The sequence below is a fragment of the Microlunatus elymi genome (assembly GCF_007362775.1).
GTDB lineage: Bacteria > Actinomycetota > Actinomycetes > Propionibacteriales > Propionibacteriaceae > Microlunatus > Microlunatus elymi.
The window spans coordinates 978,866-998,208 of sequence record NZ_CP041692.1 but is presented as its reverse complement, the minus strand read 5'-3'; the positions used below and the strand labels follow the sequence as shown (position 1 = coordinate 998,208).

17 protein-coding genes are annotated in these 19,343 nt (G+C 66.1%); 7 read left to right on the top strand and 10 right to left on the bottom strand.

Features of this window, described 5'->3' with window-relative positions; translation table 11 throughout:
- Positions 1 to 295 precede the first annotated feature (295 nt).
- From FOE78_RS04385 to FOE78_RS04370, 4 genes are all read right to left on the bottom strand, one after another.
- The gene (locus tag FOE78_RS04385) at positions 296 to 1,312 is read right to left on the bottom strand and encodes a TIGR03842 family LLM class F420-dependent oxidoreductase (protein WP_143985230.1); all 1,017 of its coding nucleotides are present in this window, start codon (positions 1,310 to 1,312) and stop codon (positions 296 to 298) included.
- Between the two features lie 30 nt (positions 1,313 to 1,342).
- Positions 1,343 to 2,764 (bottom strand): dihydropyrimidinase, encoded by a 1,422-nt coding sequence (gene hydA / locus FOE78_RS04380; protein WP_143985229.1) that lies wholly within the window; start codon positions 2,762 to 2,764, stop codon positions 1,343 to 1,345.
- A gap of 56 nt (positions 2,765 to 2,820) precedes the next feature.
- On the bottom strand, positions 2,821 to 3,669 hold the full coding sequence (locus tag FOE78_RS04375) for a nitrilase-related carbon-nitrogen hydrolase (RefSeq protein ID WP_143985228.1): 849 nt from the start codon (positions 3,667 to 3,669) through the stop codon (positions 2,821 to 2,823).
- A 525-nt stretch (positions 3,670 to 4,194) separates the two neighbouring features.
- Entirely contained in the window at positions 4,195 to 5,730 is a 1,536-nt protein-coding gene (locus tag FOE78_RS04370) for an IS256 family transposase (RefSeq protein ID WP_228266045.1), read from the bottom strand.
- A gap of 173 nt (positions 5,731 to 5,903) precedes the next feature.
- Here FOE78_RS04370 and FOE78_RS04365 point away from each other — a divergent pair, with 173 nt between their 5' ends.
- Positions 5,904 to 6,401: a GNAT family N-acetyltransferase gene (locus FOE78_RS04365; RefSeq protein ID WP_210414802.1), complete on the top strand. Its 498-nt coding sequence runs from the start codon at positions 5,904 to 5,906 to the stop codon at positions 6,399 to 6,401.
- Between the two features lie 148 nt (positions 6,402 to 6,549).
- Here FOE78_RS04365 and FOE78_RS04360 read toward each other — a convergent pair whose 3' ends face one another.
- A complete protein-coding gene (locus FOE78_RS04360) occupies positions 6,550 to 6,990 on the bottom strand; it encodes a helix-turn-helix transcriptional regulator (protein WP_143985226.1) in 441 nt (146 codons plus the stop codon).
- A gap of 65 nt (positions 6,991 to 7,055) precedes the next feature.
- Complete coding sequence (locus tag FOE78_RS04355) at positions 7,056 to 7,748, bottom strand: hypothetical protein (RefSeq protein WP_143985225.1); 693 nt, start codon at positions 7,746 to 7,748, stop codon at positions 7,056 to 7,058.
- Between the two features lie 259 nt (positions 7,749 to 8,007).
- Here FOE78_RS04355 and FOE78_RS04350 point away from each other — a divergent pair, with 259 nt between their 5' ends.
- Together FOE78_RS04350 and FOE78_RS04345 are read left to right on the top strand one after the other, a co-directional pair.
- Positions 8,008 to 9,042, top strand: a complete 1,035-nt coding sequence (locus FOE78_RS04350; RefSeq protein ID WP_210414801.1) for a methyltransferase — start codon at positions 8,008 to 8,010, stop codon at positions 9,040 to 9,042.
- Positions 9,043 to 9,100: 58 nt separating this feature from the next.
- On the top strand, positions 9,101 to 9,664 hold the full coding sequence (locus FOE78_RS04345) for a dihydrofolate reductase family protein (protein WP_228266044.1): 564 nt from the start codon (positions 9,101 to 9,103) through the stop codon (positions 9,662 to 9,664).
- Between the two features lie 71 nt (positions 9,665 to 9,735).
- On the opposite strand, the gene FOE78_RS04340 is transcribed toward FOE78_RS04345, so the two are convergent.
- From FOE78_RS04340 to FOE78_RS04330, 3 genes are read right to left on the bottom strand one after another with little or no spacing between them, the layout of a single operon-like run.
- Positions 9,736 to 11,793 (bottom strand): NAD(+) synthase, encoded by a 2,058-nt coding sequence (locus FOE78_RS04340; RefSeq protein ID WP_143985223.1) that lies wholly within the window; start codon positions 11,791 to 11,793, stop codon positions 9,736 to 9,738.
- A gap of 54 nt (positions 11,794 to 11,847) precedes the next feature.
- Complete coding sequence (locus FOE78_RS04335) at positions 11,848 to 12,201, bottom strand: ArsR/SmtB family transcription factor (RefSeq protein ID WP_143985222.1); 354 nt, start codon at positions 12,199 to 12,201, stop codon at positions 11,848 to 11,850.
- A complete protein-coding gene (locus tag FOE78_RS04330) occupies positions 12,194 to 12,619 on the bottom strand; it encodes an SRPBCC family protein (protein WP_143985221.1) in 426 nt (141 codons plus the stop codon). The genes FOE78_RS04335 and FOE78_RS04330 overlap by 8 nt, the downstream gene beginning before the upstream one ends.
- Before the next feature lie 199 nt (positions 12,620 to 12,818).
- Between FOE78_RS04330 and FOE78_RS04325 the strand changes: the two genes are divergently transcribed.
- From FOE78_RS04325 to FOE78_RS04310, 4 genes are all read left to right on the top strand, one after another.
- Entirely contained in the window at positions 12,819 to 13,532 is a 714-nt protein-coding gene (locus FOE78_RS04325; RefSeq protein WP_210414800.1) for an ABC transporter ATP-binding protein, read from the top strand.
- Entirely contained in the window at positions 13,529 to 14,851 is a 1,323-nt protein-coding gene (locus tag FOE78_RS04320; protein ID WP_143985219.1) for an ABC transporter permease family protein, read from the top strand. Before FOE78_RS04325 ends, FOE78_RS04320 begins: the two co-directional genes overlap by 4 nt.
- 115 nt (positions 14,852 to 14,966) lie before the next feature.
- A complete protein-coding gene (locus tag FOE78_RS04315; protein WP_210414799.1) occupies positions 14,967 to 17,585 on the top strand; it encodes an alpha-mannosidase in 2,619 nt (872 codons plus the stop codon).
- A gap of 35 nt (positions 17,586 to 17,620) precedes the next feature.
- A complete protein-coding gene (locus tag FOE78_RS04310; RefSeq protein WP_143988532.1) occupies positions 17,621 to 18,442 on the top strand; it encodes an exodeoxyribonuclease III in 822 nt (273 codons plus the stop codon).
- A 54-nt stretch (positions 18,443 to 18,496) separates the two neighbouring features.
- Here the strand turns inward: FOE78_RS04310 and FOE78_RS04305 are convergent, their stop codons facing one another.
- Positions 18,497 to 19,330, bottom strand: coding sequence for a phytanoyl-CoA dioxygenase family protein (locus FOE78_RS04305; RefSeq protein WP_143985217.1), 834 nt, complete (start codon positions 19,328 to 19,330; stop codon positions 18,497 to 18,499).
- Between the last annotated feature and the right edge of the window lie 13 nt (positions 19,331 to 19,343).

Below are 19,343 nucleotides of genomic sequence, written 5' to 3'. Positions count from 1 at the left end.
AACGATGCTCCAGACCGTCCAAAGCCTCCAACGCGTCTGCGACATTGGACACGTCGACGCGCAGTCCGAGTTGGCTAGTTCTCTGCCGGAACCTAGGGCGATGATGAGCCGACCCAGCGTGCATGCCGGCCCGGGCAAGTTCGTTCACCGCCTCGCCGAACCCGATATGTCGCTGTCGCCTAAGCTGTTCCGCTGCCGCGACAACGTCCTCGTCAAGCCTCACCGTCGTCCGCATGCCACAAGCATGACATCAGGGATGCTCGCCTACAAGCATCAGTGATTCACCGACCTTCAATCAGGACTTGGCGGCGATCTGCTCGCGGAGCGCAGGGATGACGGTCTCGCCGTAGCCGCGCAGGGTCTGCTCCTTGGCGTCGTGCTGCAGGTAGCCGGCGAACTGGTCGACGCCGATCTCCTTCAGCTGCTGCAACTTGCCGATGTGGTCGGCCGCGCTGCCGAGGACACAGAAGCGGTCGATGATCTCGTCCGGTACGAAGTCGGCGTGGGTGTTGCCGGCTCGGCCGTGCTCGTTGTAGTCGTAGCCCTGCCGGCCCGTGATGTAGTCGATCAGGGCATGCGGCAGGCCGGCGTCGGTGCCGTAACGCTCGACCAGGTCCGCCACGTGATTGCCGACCATGCCGCCGAACCAGCGCACCTGGTCCCGCTGATGATCAAGATCATCACCCAGGTAGAAGGGGGCCGCGACGCAGAATTTGATCTTGTCCGGGTCGCGGCCGGCATCGGCAGCCCCCTGCCGGACCAGTTTGATCATCCAGCGGGCGATGTCCGGATCGGCGAGTTGCAGGATGTAGCCGTCGCCGACCGCGCCGGCCAACTGCAGCGCCTTGGGCCCGTACGCGGCGACCCAGACCTCCAAACGACTGCCGGTGGCCCACGGGAGGCGGAGCTTGCTGCCGCGAAGATCGATCTCCTCGCCACTCGCCAGGCCGCGGATGATCATGATCGCATCCCGCAGCTCGGCCAAGGTGGTCGGCTTGCCGTTCGTCACCCGAACCGCGGAGTCGCCACGGCCGATGCCGCAAGTGGTGCGATTGCCGTACATCTCATTCAGGGTTGCGAAAACCGATGCCGTGACGGTGGGCTCGCGGGTGGCCGGATTGGTCACCATCGGCCCGACGATCACCTTGCGGGTCTCGGCCAGGATCCTGCTGTGGATCACGTACGGCTCCTCCCACAACAGGTGACTGTCGAAGGTCCAGACGTGACTGAAGCCGTACTCCTCGGCCAACCTGGCCAACGCCACCGTACGGGCAGCCGGCGGGTTGGTCTGCAAGACGATCCCGAAGTCCATCGTTCCCCCTGTCAGGGCAGCGTCCAACGGTCAGAGCAGATACTGGCTCAGGCCGCGCTTGACGTAACGGCCGTGTCCCTTGCTGCCGACGTATCCGGACTCGTCGACGATCACCTCACCGCGGGACAGCACCACGTCCACGTGACCGTCGATCTCGAAGCCCTCCCAGGCCGAGTGATCAAGATTCATGTGGTGAGTCTTGCCGAGCCCGATCGAGGTGTGGCCCTGCGGGTCGTAGATCACGATGTCGGCATCGGCGTCGGGGGCGATCACACCCTTGCGGCCGTAGACGCCGAACATCCTGGCCGGCGTGGTCGAAGTGAGTTCCACCCAACGGGGCAAGGTGATCCGGGCGGTCACGACGCCTTGATAGAGCAGATCCAATCGGTGCTCGATCGAGCCGATCCCGTTCGGGATCTTGCGGAAGTCGTCCTTGCCCAGTTCCTTCTGCTCCTTCATGCAGAACGGGCAGTGATCGGTGGAGACCATCTGCAGGTCGTTGCTCCGCAGCGCCTGCCACAAGGAGTCCTGGTGCCCCTCGGCCCGCGACCGCAACGGGGTGCTGCAGACCCATTTCGCACCGTCGAAGCCGGGAGCACCGAGCTGTTCTTCCAAGGAGAGATAGAGATACTGCGGGCAGGTCTCGCCGAACACGTTCTTGCCGAGATCACGAGCAGCGGTCAGCTGAGCTACCGCCTGCTTGGCCGAGACGTGTACGACGTAGAGCGGTGCCCGGGCGACATCGGCGAGCATGATCGCCCGATGGGTCGCCTCTTCCTCCAGCTGCCAGGCTCGGGCGATGCCGTGATAGTACGGAGTGGTCTTGCCCTGCTCGACAAGCTGTTCGGCCAGCACGTCGATGGCCGGCCCGTTCTCGGCGTGCATCATCGTCATCAGCCCGAGGTCGGCGGCCTTCTGCATCGCCCGCAGGATCTGCGCGTCGTCGGAGTAGAAGACGCCCGGATAGGCCATGAACAGCTTGTAGCTGGTGATTCCCTCGTCCAGCAAGGAATCCATGGCCTTCAGGCTGTCGTTGTCGACGCCACCGATGATCTGATGGAAGCCGTAGTCGATCGCGCAGTTGCCATCGGCCTTGCGATGCCACTCGGCCAACCCGTCCTCGACCCGTTCGCCGTATTTCTGGATGGCGAAGTCGATGATCATGGTCGTGCCGCCCCAGGCGGCGGCCCGGGTGCCGGTCTCGAAAGTGTCCGAAGCGGTGGTGCCGCCGAACGGCATCTCCATGTGGGTGTGCGCATCGATGCCGCCCGGGATCACGTACTTGCCGGTCGCGTCGAGCTGCCGATCGACGCCGGCGGCAAGATCATGCCCGAGCAGGGTCGACCCGGGCGCGAGCACGGCGACGATCCGTTCGCCGTCGATCAGCACGTCGGCTCGGTTGGTTCCGGTGGCATTGACAACGGTGCCGCCGGTGATCAACGTCGTGGTCACTTCGATCGCCTCCGCAAATCATCATCTGCCGGGAAGGGCTCCCGGCCGTCCGGCTGTCAGGGTTTGCTGATCTTGGTGTAGCTGTCCGGGCGGCGGTCCCGGTAGAACTGCCAGTCCTCGCGCATCTCCCGTACCAGATCAAGATCAAGATCTCGGACCAGCAACTCCTCCTTGCTGCCCGAGCCCAGCTCGCCGACGTAATTGCCGCGCGGATCGACAATCTGGCTGCTGCCGTAGAAGTCCACGGCGTCGTCGCCGAATTCGTTGTCCTCACGGCCGACCCGGTTGGGCGCCAGCACGAAGTAGCCGTTGGCCACCGCCGCCGCCGGCTGCTCGATCTCCCAGAGCCGGTTGGACAGACCGGGCTTGGTCGCGTTCGGGTTGAACACCATGTCTGCGCCGTTCAGGCCGAGCTCACGCCACCCCTCCGGGAAGTGCCGGTCGTAGCAGATGTACATGCCGACCCTGCCGACGGCGGTGTCGAACACGGGATAGCCGAGGTTGCCGGGGCGGAAGTAGAACTTCTCCCAGAACTTCTCCACCTGCGGCAGGTGGTGCTTGCGGTACTTGCCGAGCACCGTGCCGTCGGCATCGACCAGCACCGCGGAGTTGTAGTAGACGCCGACCTGTTCCTGCTCGTAGATCGGCAACACCATCACCAGCCCGAGTTCCTGGGCCAACGCCGCGAACCGCTGCACGATCGGCCCGTCGGCCGGCTCGGCGAAACGGTAGTACTTCTGATCCTGGACGATGCCGAAGTACGGACCGTAGAAGAGCTCCTGGAAGCAAATCACCTGAGCACCCTGGGCGGCCGCGTCCCGGGCGAACTGCTCGTGCTTGTCCAGCATCGAATCCTTGTCGCCGGTCCACGTCGTCTGACTGATCGCCGCCCGAATCACCGTCATGATCCACCCGATTCTGTCGCCGCCGTTGGCTGATGATGCTCAGACAGCGGATGTTAGTCCGAAGCGCCGCAGCTCGGCCAGCGATGTTGCGCTGTTCTGCCGAGCGTGCGGCCACGAACGGCAAGCTGGAACCGAGGAACTCCCGTACGTCGCCCGTACTCCGGGCATCCGAAATCGGTAACACGAAGTATTCGAACCACGTGAACATGCCCGGATAAGGCACGCCCTGGCGGTCCGGGAACCTGAATATGAGGCGCCAGATGGTCAAAATCACCTGCGGACCGCGATTTTCGCGATCTGACGCCTTGATCCCAGGGATCGACGCCGGACGAGCCGGTCCGCGGCGAGCGGTTCAGCACGCTCCAGCGGGAACGCAACAGATCCGCGGCACTCAACTGGCCGCCCGGCGATCGGTCCACTGCAGGACGTGAAGAGACGCGGTGAAGTCACCGTCGCTGGTGGACCTGGATCAAACCAGCTGCGTGGGGTCTGTCAAGTTTTCGGTGTAACTGATTTTTGATCTTGTTAGTTGCGTCCGGCGGATAGGCGTCCGTCGAAGGTGATGTCGAAGGCGTTGAGTGCTGCCTTCCATCGGTTGGTCCAGCGTTTGCGTCCTCGGCCGGTCGGATCGAGACTCATGATCGCCAGGTACAGGCACTTCAGCGCTGCCTGCTCGGTGGGGAAATGACCGCGGGCATTGACCGCTCGCCGGAGTCGGGCGTTGATCGACTCGATCGCATTCGTCGTGCAGATCACGGTGCGGATTTCGCGGTCGAACTGCAGGAATGGGACGAACTCTGCCCAAGCGTTGGTCCACAGCCGGATGATCGCCGGGTAACGCTTCTCCCACTTGGAGCTGAAGTCGGCGAACCGGTCCAGCGCTTCGGCCTCGGAGGCGGCGGTATACACCGGTTTCAGGTCCTTGGCGACCGACCCCCAGTCCTTCTTCGAGGCGTATTTGAACGAGTTCCGCAGCAGATGCACGATGCAGGTCTGCACGATCGTCTTGTCCCACACCGCCGACACCGCGTCAGGGAGTCCGGTCAGCCCGTCGCAGACCAGCATGCACACATCGTTGGTGCCACGATTCTTGATCTCGGTCAGCACTCGCAGCCAGTACTTGGCACCTTCCCCGTCGCCGTGCTCACCGGCCCACAGGCCGAGCACGTCACGCTCACCGTCGGCGGTGACACCCAGGGCCAGGTAGATCGGCCGGTTGCAGACCTCACCCTCCCGGATCTTGACCTGGATCGCGTCGATGAACAGCACCGCATACACCGGGTCCAACGGACGAGACTGCCAGGCGGCCAGCCCCTCCATCACCCGGTCGGTGATCGTCGAGATCGTCTGTTTCGACACCTCCGCCCCATACACCTCGGCGAGGTGCGCCGAAATCTCCCCGGTCGTGAGTCCCTTCGCCGACAGCGAGATCACTAGGTCCTCCACCCCAGACAGTCGCCGCTGCCGCTTCGCCACGATCGTCGGCTCGAAACTGCCGTCCCGGTCCCGCGGCACCGAAACATCAACCGGCCCGGCTTCGGTCAACAGCGTCTTGGCCCGGTAGCCGTTGCGGGAGTTACCGCCGTCCCGGCCGACCGGATCATGCTTGGCATACCCCAGGTGATCATCCATCTCACCCTCCAGGGCGCCCTCGACGATCATCTTCGTCAGCCGGCCCAGCAAGCCGCCCTGACCGGTCAGCTGCAACCCGTTGGCCCGGGCCCGATCGGTCAGCTCGCGCACCAGCTGCTGATCGCTGGCCGACAGCTCCTGCCCGTCAGCAGCAGCCACATCCCTACTCGTCACGTCAGTCACAGGTGTCTCCTTCGTCTCAGGAGTTACACCGTTAAAATTACAGTCCCGCTGCGTGAGCCGGGTCCGTCCCGGGTTGCTGGCGTAGTCGACCAGGTAAAGGTGATCTCCAGGCTCAAGGCGACCGATCAACTCGGGAAGCGGGATGCTGTCGATGAAGTCGTCCTCGCTGATCACCCGGGGCGGCTTCGCAGACACCAGGTAGATCGGCAGGCATTCGATGCCATCGACCTTCCGAGTCCTTGTCATGAGATCAGTCTCCCAGCCCAGCCCGGCGGGGTTGCCCAGTTTCGGTTGGCGCTCTGCGCCGCGGATGACGTCTCGACCTACCGAGGGACAGAGGTGTCGCACCTGAACTGCGGTCGCAGGGTGCTGTCAGCCTCCGGATGCCTCGCGCCGTCGCCCTGTCTAGAGTCTGGTCCGTGTCGGGTACATCGATCAGCAAGGACGATCACGGCTGCGTGCAGGTCCCCCGGCGCGCCGTGGGCTCTGACGTCGCTGCTCTGGTGACGCTGCGTGCCGAGATGTTCAAGGCGATGGGCGTCGACGATGGCTGCGAGGACTGGCGGGCGAACGCTCACGCGTGGTTCCGAGCGCGAATCGATGACCCCGCCTACGGAATCTTCGTGGTCGAACATGATGGCAGAGTCGTCGCGTGCGCGGTCGGGGCACTTCGGGACGCCGCACCCTCGCCTGGCGTCCCGTCGGGTGGTGACGTGTTGATCAGCAACGTGTGCACCGAACCGAGGTGTCGCGGGCGAGGTTACGGCAGGGCGGTTTTCGATGCGGTCATGCAGTGGGCGCGTCAGACGGGCGTCGGCCGGGCCGAATTGATGGCGACGGAGGCCGGGCGGCAGCTCTACGAACGGGCCGGCTTCAAGATCACGCATTCTGCCACGATGCGCACAAGCCTGAGCTGACTGCATGTCCCTCGAGGATGCCGTGAGACACGGCCGGGTCGATAGGTTGTCTTCCTGGCTTACAGGTGTCGGGTCGGATCCATCCGCTGGTGCACGGTGCGAACGACGTGGAATCGTTGGGTACGAGTCGAATGCTGACGTTCCGCGGTCAGAAGAAGGCGTGTGTGGCCGCGCCGGGGGCGTGGATGGTCGGGCGATAGTGGTCGGCGAAGAGTTTGGCGACGAGTTCGCCGCGGGTGCTGACGCCGACCTTTGCGAAGATGGCTTTGAGGTGGTCTCGGACGGTCAGGGGCGAGAGGTGTCGGGCTGCGGCGATCTCCGCGTTGGATAGGCCGCGCGCGACCGCCTTGGTGATGTCTTGTTCGCGGGGAGTCAGGCCGTAGGCCTCGATGATGATCGGAGCGATCTGGGATGACATGGCCGGGCCGATCGTCACCGCGATGGGGCCCGTCGATCCGTCCAGCCCCTGGAGCGAGGAGGCTTGCACGATGATCCATCGCCCCGAGCGGGCTCGGATGCGGGAGATCGCCGGGGTGCCTTCCCGGCGGGCGGCGACCATCGGTGCCCGAGTCACCGCGGCGAAGATCATGCTCAGTTCTGGTCTGGCTTTGCTCAACTCGGGCGTGGCATTGCTCAACTCGGGCGTGGCATTGCTCAACTCTGTCGTGGTGCCACCCCACTCTCTGTCGTGGTGCCACCCCACTCATGGCCGACCAGTTCGCCGAGCCAGTGGGACGCTGCCGCATCGCGGGAGAGCATGCGGCCGTCGGTGTCGTAGAGCAGCGTCCCCAGCGCACCGTCCTCTACTGCGGCATCGGCCCGACGGGCGGCGAGCCGGCGCAGTCCGTCGGCGATCGCAGAACCAAGGTTGCTCAGGACTCGAGTGTCTCGTTGTGTGAATCGTGGCCTTTTCTGCTCGCGGAGCAGCCCGACCACACCCCAGGTGCTCGATCCCGTACGGAAGACGCCGCGCAACTCGTCGCCGTACCCCTGCGGATGGAGGAACTCGCGGGCGCGGGCACTGCGTTCAGGTGCCCCCGCCGTCTCCTGGTGAAGGGTGCCGACACCCGACCGGGTACGCGCGAGGTCACGGAACAGCAGCACGTCCTCCACCTGGTGTTCGCGCTCCCAGAATGTGTCGCAATGACCATCCTCGATGTTCTCCACACGAACGGGAAGGGTGGCCAGAACGGTCGACGGGACGGTCGCGAACCAGGTCGCACCGTCGAACGGGATGATCCGGCGCAGCCGACTGGAAACCTGCTCGAAGAGCTCCTCACCGCTGCCCGCGCTCAGCGCTGCGTCCTGGACAGCGTCCAACCCGAACTCGACGGTTCTCAAGGTCATTCTCGCTAGTGTGCCCGCTTCGGGCGCGCTTCCCCACCCTCCATATGTAGGGGTCCGGGCCAAAGATGCCTGCCCACCGGGGGATGGGATCTGAACGCGCGCCCGGAGAGGGTGAACGTGTCCATCCAGGACGGCCGGCATCACGGGCCGTCCGAGTCCCCGCCGGTCAGGGGTACCGCACGGCCTGACGCCGCTCACCCCTCGACTCGGCCGCGGTGCTACCGGACCGAGGTAGGACAAGACTGAGAGGAAGAATGCAATGCTGGAAGACCCTGAGAAGGTGCTGTCGCCGGTGCCGCTGATGCAGGTGGCGACAGGCTTCTGGGCATCCAAGACGCTCGCCGTCGCCCACGAACTCGATCTGTTCTCGCGACTGTCCGGGAGTTCCGGGGTGACGCCAGCGGACGTTGCCGAAGATCTCGAGATCGACCAGCGGCCCGCAGAGCTGCTCCTCACCGGCTGCGCCGCGCTCGGCTTGTTGGAGGGCAACCACGGCCGATACGTCAACAGCGCCTTGGCGGAGGAATACCTGGTCCGGGGTACGCCGTACTACTTCGGTGGCTTCGTTCAGATGCTCGACCAGCGGCTGTACGAGGGGTGGGGAAGGCTGGTCGAGGCGGTCCGCACCAACCGCCCCACCACCTGGGACCCGGAGCGACAGGGGTCGCTGTTCGACGGTGAAGACCCCCAGCTGCTGGCAGGCTTCTGGGAAGCGATGCACTCGTTGTCGACGTTCACCGCGCGTGTGCTCGCAGACGTGGTCGACCTCAGCGGCTCCCACAAGCTGCTCGACCTCGGGGGAGGCTCAGCAGCGTTCGACATCGAACTCTGCAAGCGGTATCCGGACCTCACCGCCACGGTCTACGAGCTGTCACCCATCACCGAAATCGCTACCAGCAAAATCAGTCGGGCCGGCCTGTCACAGCGCATCGAGACCGTCGTCGGCGACTTCTTCAGCGATCCAGCATTGCCGTCCGGCCATGACGTCGTACTGCTGTCCATGATCATGCACGACTGGAACGAGCAGCACGATCGCGACATTCTGCGCAAGTGCTGGGAAGGGCTGCGGAGCGGAGGCAAGGTGATCATCGCCGAACTCCTCGTCGATGACGACAAGACCGGGCCTCCGGCCGCCGCGCTGATGAGCATGAACATGCTGATCGAGACCGAGGGCCGCAACTACACGAGCGCGGAGTACACCGGCTGGCTCCACGACGCCGGCTTCCGCGACATCCACACCATCCGGTTCGAAGCCCCGGGCGCGAACGGCGCCGTCATCGGCAGCAAGCCCTGAACCGCACGAGCGCAGCAGACCCGACACCGAAGGAGGCACACTCGTGGGAAGCATCGTGATGGCCAACGTGGTCTCGGTCGACGGATACATCGCCGACGACAACGACGACATCGGGCCGTTGTTCGACTGGTATTTCAACGGCGACGTTCCACTGACCGAGGGCGGTTCGTTCAAAGTGTCGAAAGCCTCGGCCGACTACGTCAGAACACAGTGGAGCGAGGTCGGCGCGATGGTCATCGGGCGCCACCTGTTCGACATCATGAACGGATGGGACGGCACACCGCCGGTAGGTGACCACGTGGTCGTGGTCTCTCACCGGCCCAAGCCCGCCGGCTGGCATCCCGAAGCGTCCTACCACTTCATCGACGACGTCACCCAAGGCGTCACCCGGGCCCAGGAACTGGCCGCCGGGCGCACCGTCACGATCGCAGCCGGCGACCTCGGCGGCCAAGCCCTCGCACTCGGCCTCGTCGACGAAGTGGCCATGGACGTCGTACCCGTCGTGTTCGGCTCCGGCAAGCGCTACTTCGGCTCCATCGACGCCGTGTGCCTGCTTGAGGATCCGCATGTCGTCATCCAAGGGAACCGGGTGCTCCACCTGCGATACCGAGTACGCCGATGACACAGCCGCCCGAAGCTCAACGAATGCGCATGCGCCACCGACGGGCACGGTGATCGTCCAGTCGACCGAACTCAGGTCTTCGGTACGTTCTCCAGCTCGGCCAACCAGGCGGCCGGATCCGCGTCCGACGGCATTCGCCAATCGCCACGCGGCGACAGGGTGCCGCCGAAGCTGACCTTGGGGCCGTTCGGGATCGCCGACCGCTTGAACTGGCTGGCGAAGAAGCGGCGGATGAAGACCTCCAGCCAGTGCCGGATCTCCGGCAGGTCGTAGTTGATCTTGTTCTTGTCGGGGAATTCCGGCGGCCAGCCGCCCGCATCCGGGTCATGCCAGGCATGCCAAGCCAGGAAGGCGATCTTGCTCGGCACGAAGCCGTAGCGCAGCACGTGGAAGAGGGTGAAGTCCTGCAGCGCGTACGGGCCGATCGCGGCCTCCGTGCTCTGCGGCTTCTCCCCCTCCGCGGCCGGCACCAACTCCGGGCTGATCTCCTGCTCCAAGATCGTTTGCAACACCCGGTCGGTCTCGGCATCGAACGCCTCGGTGCTGATCACCCAGCGGATCAGGTGCTGGATCAGCGTCTTCGGTACGCCGGTGTTGATCGCGTAGTGCGACATCTGATCGCCGACGCCGTAGGTGCACCAACCCAGCGCCAACTCCGACAGGTCGCCGGTGCCGAGCACGATGCCACCACGCTGGTTGGCCAACCGGAAGAGGTAGTCGTATCGCAGGCCGGCTTGGACATTCTCGAAGGTGACGTCGTAGACGGGCTTGCCGTCGGCGAACGGATGACCAAGATCACGCAACATCTGCTCGGCAGCCGGACGGATGTCCAGGGTCTCGTAGGTCGTGCCCAACGCATCCATCAGCGCGATCGCGTTGGACTTGGTGTCCTCGCTGGTGGCGAAGCCCGGCATGGTGAAGGCGAGCACATCGCTGCGCGGCCGGCCCAGCCGATCCATCGCGTTGGCGGCCACGATCAGCGCGTGGGTGGAGTCCAGGCCGCCGGAGACGCCGATGATGATCTTGGGCCCGTGAGCTCGCCCGCGGCCGATCGCCCGCAACCGCTGTTCCAGTGCCGACACCTGGATGTTGTACGCCTCGTAGCAGTCCAGCGCGAGCCGCTGCGAATCGTTGGGCACAAAGGGGAAACGCGCGATCTCCCGCCGTAGACCGACGTCTCCGGACGGCGGCTGGAGCGTGAATTCGACGGTCCGGAATCGAGGTCCGCCCATCCGCCGGGCGATGCTGCGGGCGTTGTCGTCGAAGGTGCCCATCCGGATCCGGTCCATCCGAATCCGATCAAGATCAACATCGGCGACCGACCGGCGCGCCCCGTCGGGGAACCGCTCGGACTCGGCCAGCAACTCCCCGCATTCGTAGATCATCGTCTGACCGTCCCAGGACAGATCCGTGCTGGACTCACCCTGCCCGGCCGCCGCAAACACGTACGAGGCAAGGCCACGCGCCGACGATGCCCGTACCAACAGACGCCGATCCTCGGCCCGGCCGACGGTGATCGGACTGCCCGAGATGTTGGCCAGCACCGTCGCCCCGACCAGCGCCGCCTCCGAGCTCGGCGGCACCGGGATCCACAGGTCCTCGCAGACCTCGACGTGCAGCACCAGACCCCGTACGTCGGTCGCGGCGAACAGCAGATCAGGACCCACCGGCACCTCGTGGCCCGCCAACCGCATGGTGCCGCGAATCTCAACCCCTGCAGCGAACCAGCGACCGTCGTAGAACTCCCGATAGGTGGGCAGATAGGACTTCGGTGCGACCCCGAGGATCCGGCCGCGGTGGATGATGACGGCCGCGTTGATCACCCCGTTGCCGTAGACCAGCGGGGCACCGACGACCAGCACCGGCAACAGCTCGGCGGATGCCTCGACCACATCACCGATCGCGGCTTGCACACTCTCCAACAGCGTGTCCTGCAGGAAAAGATCATCGATGGCGTAGCCGGTCAGCACCATCTCGCTGAAGACCGCGACCGCGACCGCCTCGTCATGACAGGCACGTGCCTGTTCCAGCACGGCTCGGGCGTTGCTGCGCGGATCGGCGATCGCGATCGGCACCGTGCAGGCGGCGACGCGGGCGTAGCCGTGGGCGTAGGAGCTGTAGAAGTCCACGACGGCGAGTCTAGGGAACGCGCGTCGGCGCGCCGCCTTCGTGTCCGGGGCGCGTCAGTCGGCGCCCTTGTCGTCGTCCTCGGCCAGCGCCTGCAGCCTGCCCAGAGAGGCAGTCCAGTAGGTCTGGTAGCGCGCCACCCAGGAGCCGAATGCGCGCCGGAATCCGTCGCCGTCGATCCGGTAGAGCTGGTGCCGGCCGTGCTTCTCGGCAATCACCAACCCGGCGGCCCGCAGCGCCATCAGATGCTTGGAGATCCCCGACGTCACAAGATCAGGAAACTCCGCGGCCAGTTCGCCGACGGCCAGGCTGCCGCGTTCGGCGAGCAGGTCGAGCATCCGACGCCGGGTCGGATCGGCGAGGACCCGGAAGGGGTCCTGCCTGTTCTCCGATCCGGCGGCGTCATTCACGACCGGTCACGGCTGCCGCCAGATGTTGCAGGACCTGATGCCGATCGATCCCCCGCTCGTACGCGGCCATGGTGGACTGCCAACCCTGCTTGCCGATCCCGGCAAATCCGTCGTGCATCAGCGTCATCCGAGTCCCGGACGAGATCGGCGTGAGCGTGATCACCAACCGACCGGGATGGGCCCAGCCGGCATCCTCCTCGATCCAGGACAGCACCAACTGCCCCTCCGGTACGTACTCGAGCACGACGCCGCTGATCTTGGTGCCGTCCGGCCCGACCATCCGGTAGTCGCCCCCGACCCGGAGGTCGATCTCGATGGTCGGCGCGATCCACTGGCGCAGTTTTTCCTGGCTGGTGAACCACCGCCAGACCTTGCTCGGCGGGGCAGCGATGTCGAGCGTGCTGGTCACCTGCGGCATGATCAACTCCTAATGCATTACTGATTGGTAATTCATTACCGTACGGTAAGGCGTTGAGTTTGGCAACGGCCGGCTGCAGCGGACTTGCTCGCAGTACGACCGAAGGCCGTTGCCCTCTGCCCACGGTCGGACCGCCGGGTCGACGAATGATCACCGCGGCCAGATGTCCCACCCGGGCCCGATCGAGAGACTCGTCGTCATGATCATTTCCGCTCGCCAGCTCAGCATGACCTACGGCACCGGAGGAATTGCCGCCCACGCCCTGGCCGGGGTTGACCTCGACATCGGGCCGGGTTCGCTGGCGATCATGGGACCGTCGGGATCCGGCAAGACCACCCTGTTGCACTGTCTGGCCGGCATCGTCCGGCCGACCGGCGGTGCCGTTTGTTTGCGTGGGCAGGATTTGTCGGCGATGTCGGACCGGCAACGTACTGCGCTGCGACGCAGGGATTTCGGCTTCGTCTTCCAGTCCGGCCAGCTGCTGGCCGAGCTCCCGGCGAACGAGAACGTCGCACTGCCGTTGATGTTGGACGGGATGAAACACCAGCTCGCGATCGGCAGGGCCGACACGTACCTGCGGATGATCGGGCTGGCCGGAATGGAGAATCGCCGCCCCGGCGAACTCTCCGGCGGTCAGGCTCAGCGGGTCGCGATCGCGCGGGCGCTGGTGGCCGAACCGGCGGTGGTGTTCGCCGACGAGCCGACCGGCGCCCTTGATCAACAGACCGGTCAGGAGGTGATGGACGTGCTGGTCGGCTCCACCGCGCGGGTCGGCGCAGCCCTGGTGGTGGTCACCCACGATCCCGGCGTCGCCCGGCATTGCGACCGCACGATCGTCATGCGCGACGGCCGGATCGTCGCCGAACATCACGCGCCCGGCCGGGCCCCGCAGCAACTGCAGGCCGCCCGATGATCGCGCTCCGGTTGTGGTGGCGGCTGCTGCGGCGGCAGGATGCGCAGCGGTTGACGATCACGCTGGCGCTGATCGCCTTCGGTACGGCGACCGGTGCGCTGTTGACGGTGCTGGGCGGTCTGCATGCGTTCACCGAACGCGGCGGTGATCACACCTACGTGATGCTGGCCCAGGTGGCGACGGTGATCCTGGTCATCCCGGTCTTCACCCTCGGCGGCGCGGCGGCCCGGCTGTCGATCTCGCGGCGGGACGAACGGCTGGCCGCACTGCGGCTGGCCGGCGCGACCAGCGGCCAGGTCGGTTTGATCGCGATCATCGATGCGGCTGCGCAGGCGTTGGCCGGGGCGGTGCTCGGAGTGGCCCTGTATCTGATCGCGCTGCCCGGCATCGCCATGATCAACTTCCAGGGCCGTCCGTTCGCCTGGTCCGAGTTGTGGGTCGGCCCGATGATCTTGATCGGCGCGGTCGGGGCGGTGGTGCTGCTGGCCGCGATCTCGGCAACGATCAGTCTCGCCCGGCTCGTGGTCAGCCCGCTCGGAGTTGCCCGGCGCACCTCGCCGGGCCGCGTCACCTGGGTCCGGGTCGCGGTCGGCGCCGCGGTGCTGGCGATCTGGATCCCGTTGATGCAGAGCGTGAACTTCGCCGCCCAGATCACGGTGATCATGGTCGTCTTCGCGGCCTGCTTCGCGGTGCTGAATCTGATCGGCCCGTTCGTGCTGGCCCTGATCGGCAAGCTCAGCGCGCGTCGGGCCGGCTCGGTGCCCAAGCTGCTGGCGGCTCGCCGGTTGATCGACGATCCGAAGAGCGCCTGGCGTACGGTCGCCGGCGTCACGTTGGCGACCTTCGTGGCCGGCGTGCTGAGCATCGCGCCGGCGATCGCCGGTTCGCAGCCGGAGGCCGACCGGGGCCCGTTGCAATACCTGCCGGTGGACCTGATGACCGGAGCCACCGTGACGCTGGTGATCGCGGCGTTGCTGGCCGCGGTCTCCAGCGGCGTCAACCAGGCGGCACGGGTCTACGACCAGCGAGATCAATACCGGATGCTGCACCTGGCCGGCACCGACATCTCCGTGCTGGAGCAGGCCCGCCTGCGAGAGACCTGGCTGCCGTTGATCTCCTCGGTGCTGATCGCGGCGGTGGTGTCGTTGATCATGGTCGCGCCGTTCGGGCTCGCGTTGATCGGGCTGTCGAAGCTCGGCCCGATCATGTTCCTCGGCGGGATCGGCGTGTCGCTGGCGATGGTGATGGGAGCAGTCCGGCTGAGCCAGCCCCTGGTCGGACGAGTGACGCTGGCCGAGCCGGCAGTACGCGCCGACTGAGCCGGGAACGATCCCCGGCCGGGCCGGGCCTGGGTCAGGGCCGGGCCGATAGTGTGGCGGCCACGGCCGGCTGCCGATCCGAACGTCGGCTGGTTGCGACGAAGGAGGTCCGAAGGTGGACTCAGCAGCCCGTCGCCCGGCACCCGGCCTGCCGGTCGAACCGCCGCGCGCTGCGGCCCCGTACCGGATTCATCTGGTCGGCAACGCTCACCTCGATCCGGTCTGGTTGTGGCCCTGGCAGGAGGGGTACGCCGAAGCGCGGGCGACCTTCGCGTCGGCGATCGAACGGATGGACGAGTACGACGACTTCATCTTCAGCTGCGACCAGATGGTGCTGCTGGACTGGGTCAAGGAGTCCGATCCGGTGCTGTTCGAACGGATCCGGGCTCGGGTTGCCGAAGGGCGGTGGGTGAACGTCGGCGGCTGGTGGGTGGAGCCGGACTGCAACGCACCGATGGGCGAATCCTTTGTCCGGCAAGGACTCTACGGTCAACGCTTCCTGCTCGCCGAGTTCGGCGTCGCCGCCACGGTCGGGATGAACGTCGACCCGTTCGGTCACAACGCGATGATCCCGGCGATCCTGCGTGGGCAGGGCATGGACAGCTACACCTTCCTGCGCCCCGGGCCCCATGAGGCAGATCTCTTCGACACCCCGTTCTGGTGGCGGGCTCCCGACGGCTCGCAGGTGTTGGCATCGCGCATCCCCTTCGAATACTGCTCCCCGCCGGGAGACATCAGTTTCCAGACCGAGAAGGCACTGGGCCAACTGGACCGTGGATTCAGCCCGATGATGGTGTTCTACGGCGTCGGCAACCACGGCGGCGGACCGACCAGGGCCAACATCGATTCGATCCATCGCTACCAACGGCTCGGCAGCTTCGGAGAGTTGATCATGAGCTCGCCACGGGACTTCTTCGACGAGGTGACTGCAGCCGGCACCGATGCGCTACCGACCTGGTCGAACGATCTGCAGCACCACGCCGCCGGATGCTACTCGGCGCACTCAGCAATCAAGGCCTGGCAGCGGCGTGCCCAGCACGCCGTGCTGGCCGCCGAGCGGTGGGCGGCGATCGCCGACGTCCTCGGAGCCGGCGCGAACCCGGCCCTGCGCTACCCGACGGATGATCTTGGTCGAGCCTGGAAACAGGTGCTGTTCAACCAGTTCCACGACGTCCTGCCCGGATCCGCGATCGAATCGGCGTACGACGACGCCCGTGATCAACTCGGCGAGGCGGTGTCGATCAGCAAGCGGATCATCGTCCGAGCCCACAACATCATCGCCCGGCAGATCGACATCCCGATGGTCGAGAACACCCAACCGGTGGTGGTGTTCAACCCGCACCCGTGGCCGGTGACCGCGCCGATCGAGATCAACTACGGCGGCCAGCCGAACGGCGCGCACGTCCGAACCGCCGACGACACCATGATCAACTCGCAGCCGGTGCAACAGGTGTCGACCACCGACCATCGCGCCCGCGGTGCACTGGTGTTCCAGGCAGACCTGCCACCGCTGGGATATCGGCTCTATCGGATCCATCCCGGCGCGTACGCTCCGGCGACCGAGCTGGACGTCCAGGTCACCGACGACGGCCAGGTGATCATGAGCAATCCGCTGCTGCAGGTCCGGATCGATCCGCGGACAGGCTGGTTGACGTCGCTGCTGGACCGGCGGACCGGTGCCGAGCTGGCAGGAACGGGCCCACACCTCCAGCTGTGCAGCGATCCGACCGACACCTGGGGCCACCGGGTCGTCTCGTACGCGTGGCCCGGCGACGAGATGCCGGTCGATCGGATCCGGGTGGTCGAGAGCGGTCCGGTACGGGCGTCGGTGCGGGTCGAGCGCAGTTGGGGTCGTTCCACCATGATCGAGACCTTTGTGCTCGGGCGGGACAGCGACGCCCTCGAGGTGCGGTACGCCATCGACTGGCATGAACCGGGTCACCTGTTGAAGGTGAGATTCCCTGTGTCGGTTGAGGATCCGACGGCAACGTACGAGATCCCGTTCGCGACTCTGGAGCGACCGGTGGACGGCGCCGAGGAGCCGGCGCAGTCGTGGGTGGACCTGACCGGTACGACGGGCGCCGGCCGGCGGCGACAGCGAGCCGGCCTGGCGGTGATCAACAACGCCAAGCACGGCTACGACGCCTCGCCCGCGGACTCGCCGGTGTCCGGCACCGATCCCAGCATCGGCATCAGCGCGGTCCGCAGTCCGGTCTTTGCCTGGCATGACCCCAAGGAGCTGGAGGAGGACGGCATCTACACCTATCAGGCACAGGGATTCCAGGAATTCCGCTGCCTGCTGGTGCCGCACGCCGGTGATTGGAGGTCGGCTCAGCCGACCCGCCGAGCCGCCGAACTCGGGTCCGCGCCGCGGGCGATGCTGGAGACGTTCCACGACGGCACGATGCCGTCGGCCCGGTCCTTCGTCGAGGTGATCACCACCGGCGACGACGGACAGGTGCTGGCGACGGCGATCAAGGGTGCCGAGGACGCCACCGACGACGGCCGCTGCGACCTGATCGTGCGACTGTCGGAGACCAACGGACGGCGGGCCGCCGCCGACGTGCTCCTGCCTGTCGTCGGACGGACGATCAGCTGCGAACTGACGCCCTACCAGCTGCGGACGTTCCGCGTCCCGGTCGATCGCCGACGCAGGATCACCGAGGTGAACCTGCTCGAACTGGACGACAAGATCAACAACGCGGAGCAGCCGTTCCGGCAGGGACGCAGGTGAACAGTTCCGGCGCTCCGCGGGAGAATGCTCGGGTGTTGCGTGTTGCCTCGATGAACGTGAACGGGATCCGGGCCGCGGTCCGGCGCGGCTTCGACGTCTGGCTGAAGGACCGCGAGCCCGATGTGGTCGGTCTGCAGGAGATGCGCTGCCCCGTTGATCAGCTGCCCGTGCTGGACGGCTATCACCTCAGCTACCACCCCGGCACGCTGGCCGGACGCAACGGGGTCGCCGTGCTCACCCGCCGGCCGCCGATCGCGGTTCGCGAAGGTTTCGGCAACCGACGATTCGACACCGAGGGCCGGTACCTGGAAGTTGATCTTGAACCGGCCGACGGGCATCCGGGACTGACCGTCGGCTCGCTCTACCTGCCCAAGGGCGATCGGCCGACCGATGGTCCGGCCGCAACGGCCAAGCACCGCAGGAAGTTGAGCTTCATGGCCTCGCTGCGCAACTACCTTCCGCAGGCCCGTCGGCGTGCGCAAGCGGCCGGCCGTGAGTTCGTGATCATGGGCGACTTCAACATCGCGCACACCGCGCTCGACCTGCGCAACTGGCGCGCCAACCAGAAGAACTCCGGCTTCCTGCCCGACGAACGAGAGTGGTTCGGCTCGATCCTGGGACCGCGTACCTTGATCGACGTCGTTCGCTCACTGCACGGCGATCGGACCGGTCCGTACTCCTGGTGGACGTGGCGAGGCAAGGCGTTCGACCAGGACACCGGCTGGCGGATCGACTACCAACTGGCGACTCCGGGACTGGCCCGCACCGCGGTCAGCGGCGGCACCGACCGCGAGCCCGACTACGCATCCCGGATGAGCGATCACTCACCCGTCGTGGTGGACTACCAATTCTCCTGACCTGTCAGCGTCACGAGGCGCTATGACGCGTCCTGACGCTGACAAGTCGGTGAGTTACCAGTCCTCGACGCCGAACAGCTTGCGGCCGAGGTCACCCATCGCGGCGAGTTGAGCCTCGTCGTAGCGGCCCGGCTCGGGCTTGGCGCCCGCGCCCCAGGTCTGGTCCTCCCGTACCCAGCGGACGAAGTAGGCGACCCGAGCGGTGGGGTTGCGGTTGTGCGAAGCGCCATGCGGCATCAGGTGGTGCAGCAACGCGAAGTCACCTGCCTCGCCGGTGATCTCGACGCTCTCCAGGTGCTCGATCTGCTTCCAGTCCTGGTGCAGGTGCCGCCCTCCGCTGCCGGCGGCCCGGCACTCTTCCTCGACGATCTTGTGACCTCCCGGCACGACGTGGATGCCGCCGCCGTTCGGCTCGACGTCGGTCAGGTAGTAACAGCCGCCGACCTGCAACTCCTGCACCGTGAAGGTGAAATCGTCGGCCGTCCTCGGCACCGACGCGTCCAGATGCAGGGTCTGACTCAGCGGCTGATCACGATGGGAGTCGTTGCGGATGGTGATGCCCACCGAACCGTCCATCACCCGCAGGGCCGACGACTGCAGCAACTCGCCGGCAGCCCGATAGAGCTTCTCGTTGGTCATCAGCGGCAGCAGTTCGGGGGTGTCGAAGGTCTGGTCGTCCGGACCGGCCATCGGCTTGATTCGGCCCTCGTACGATCCCCAGTGCGGCGGGAGCTCGAGGTTGCTGGGCATCATCGACAAGATCGACTGCCGGTACGCCTCCGCTTCGGTTCGGCTCAACGCCCCCTTGATGATCACGTAGCCCTGTTCATCGAACTGGGCGAGCTGTTCGGCCGAAAGGACGGTCTGGGACGTCAACGGTGAAGTCATGTTCCAAGACCGT

Bases quoted from the DNA above. Each gene is read 5' to 3' on its own strand.
- FOE78_RS04385 (WP_143985230.1), bottom strand. From the start codon at position 1,312: ATGGACTTCGGGATCGTCTTGCAGACCAACCCGCCGGCTGCCCGTACG.
- FOE78_RS04375 (WP_143985228.1), bottom strand. From the start codon at position 3,669: ATGACGGTGATTCGGGCGGCGATCAGTCAGACGACGTGGACCGGCGAC.
- FOE78_RS04370 (WP_228266045.1), bottom strand. From the start codon at position 5,730: ATGACAAGGACTCGGAAGGTCGATGGCATCGAATGCCTGCCGATCTAC.
- FOE78_RS04360 (WP_143985226.1), bottom strand. From the start codon at position 6,990: ATGATCTTCGCCGCGGTGACTCGGGCACCGATGGTCGCCGCCCGCCGG.
- FOE78_RS04355 (WP_143985225.1), bottom strand. From the start codon at position 7,748: ATGACCTTGAGAACCGTCGAGTTCGGGTTGGACGCTGTCCAGGACGCA.
- FOE78_RS04350 (WP_210414801.1), top strand. From the start codon at position 8,008: ATGCTGGAAGACCCTGAGAAGGTGCTGTCGCCGGTGCCGCTGATGCAG.
- FOE78_RS04345 (WP_228266044.1), top strand. From the start codon at position 9,101: ATGGCCAACGTGGTCTCGGTCGACGGATACATCGCCGACGACAACGAC.
- FOE78_RS04330 (WP_143985221.1), bottom strand. From the start codon at position 12,619: ATGCCGCAGGTGACCAGCACGCTCGACATCGCTGCCCCGCCGAGCAAG.
- FOE78_RS04325 (WP_210414800.1), top strand. From the start codon at position 12,819: ATGATCATTTCCGCTCGCCAGCTCAGCATGACCTACGGCACCGGAGGA.
- FOE78_RS04320 (WP_143985219.1), top strand. From the start codon at position 13,529: ATGATCGCGCTCCGGTTGTGGTGGCGGCTGCTGCGGCGGCAGGATGCG.
- FOE78_RS04305 (WP_143985217.1), bottom strand. From the start codon at position 19,330: ATGACTTCACCGTTGACGTCCCAGACCGTCCTTTCGGCCGAACAGCTC.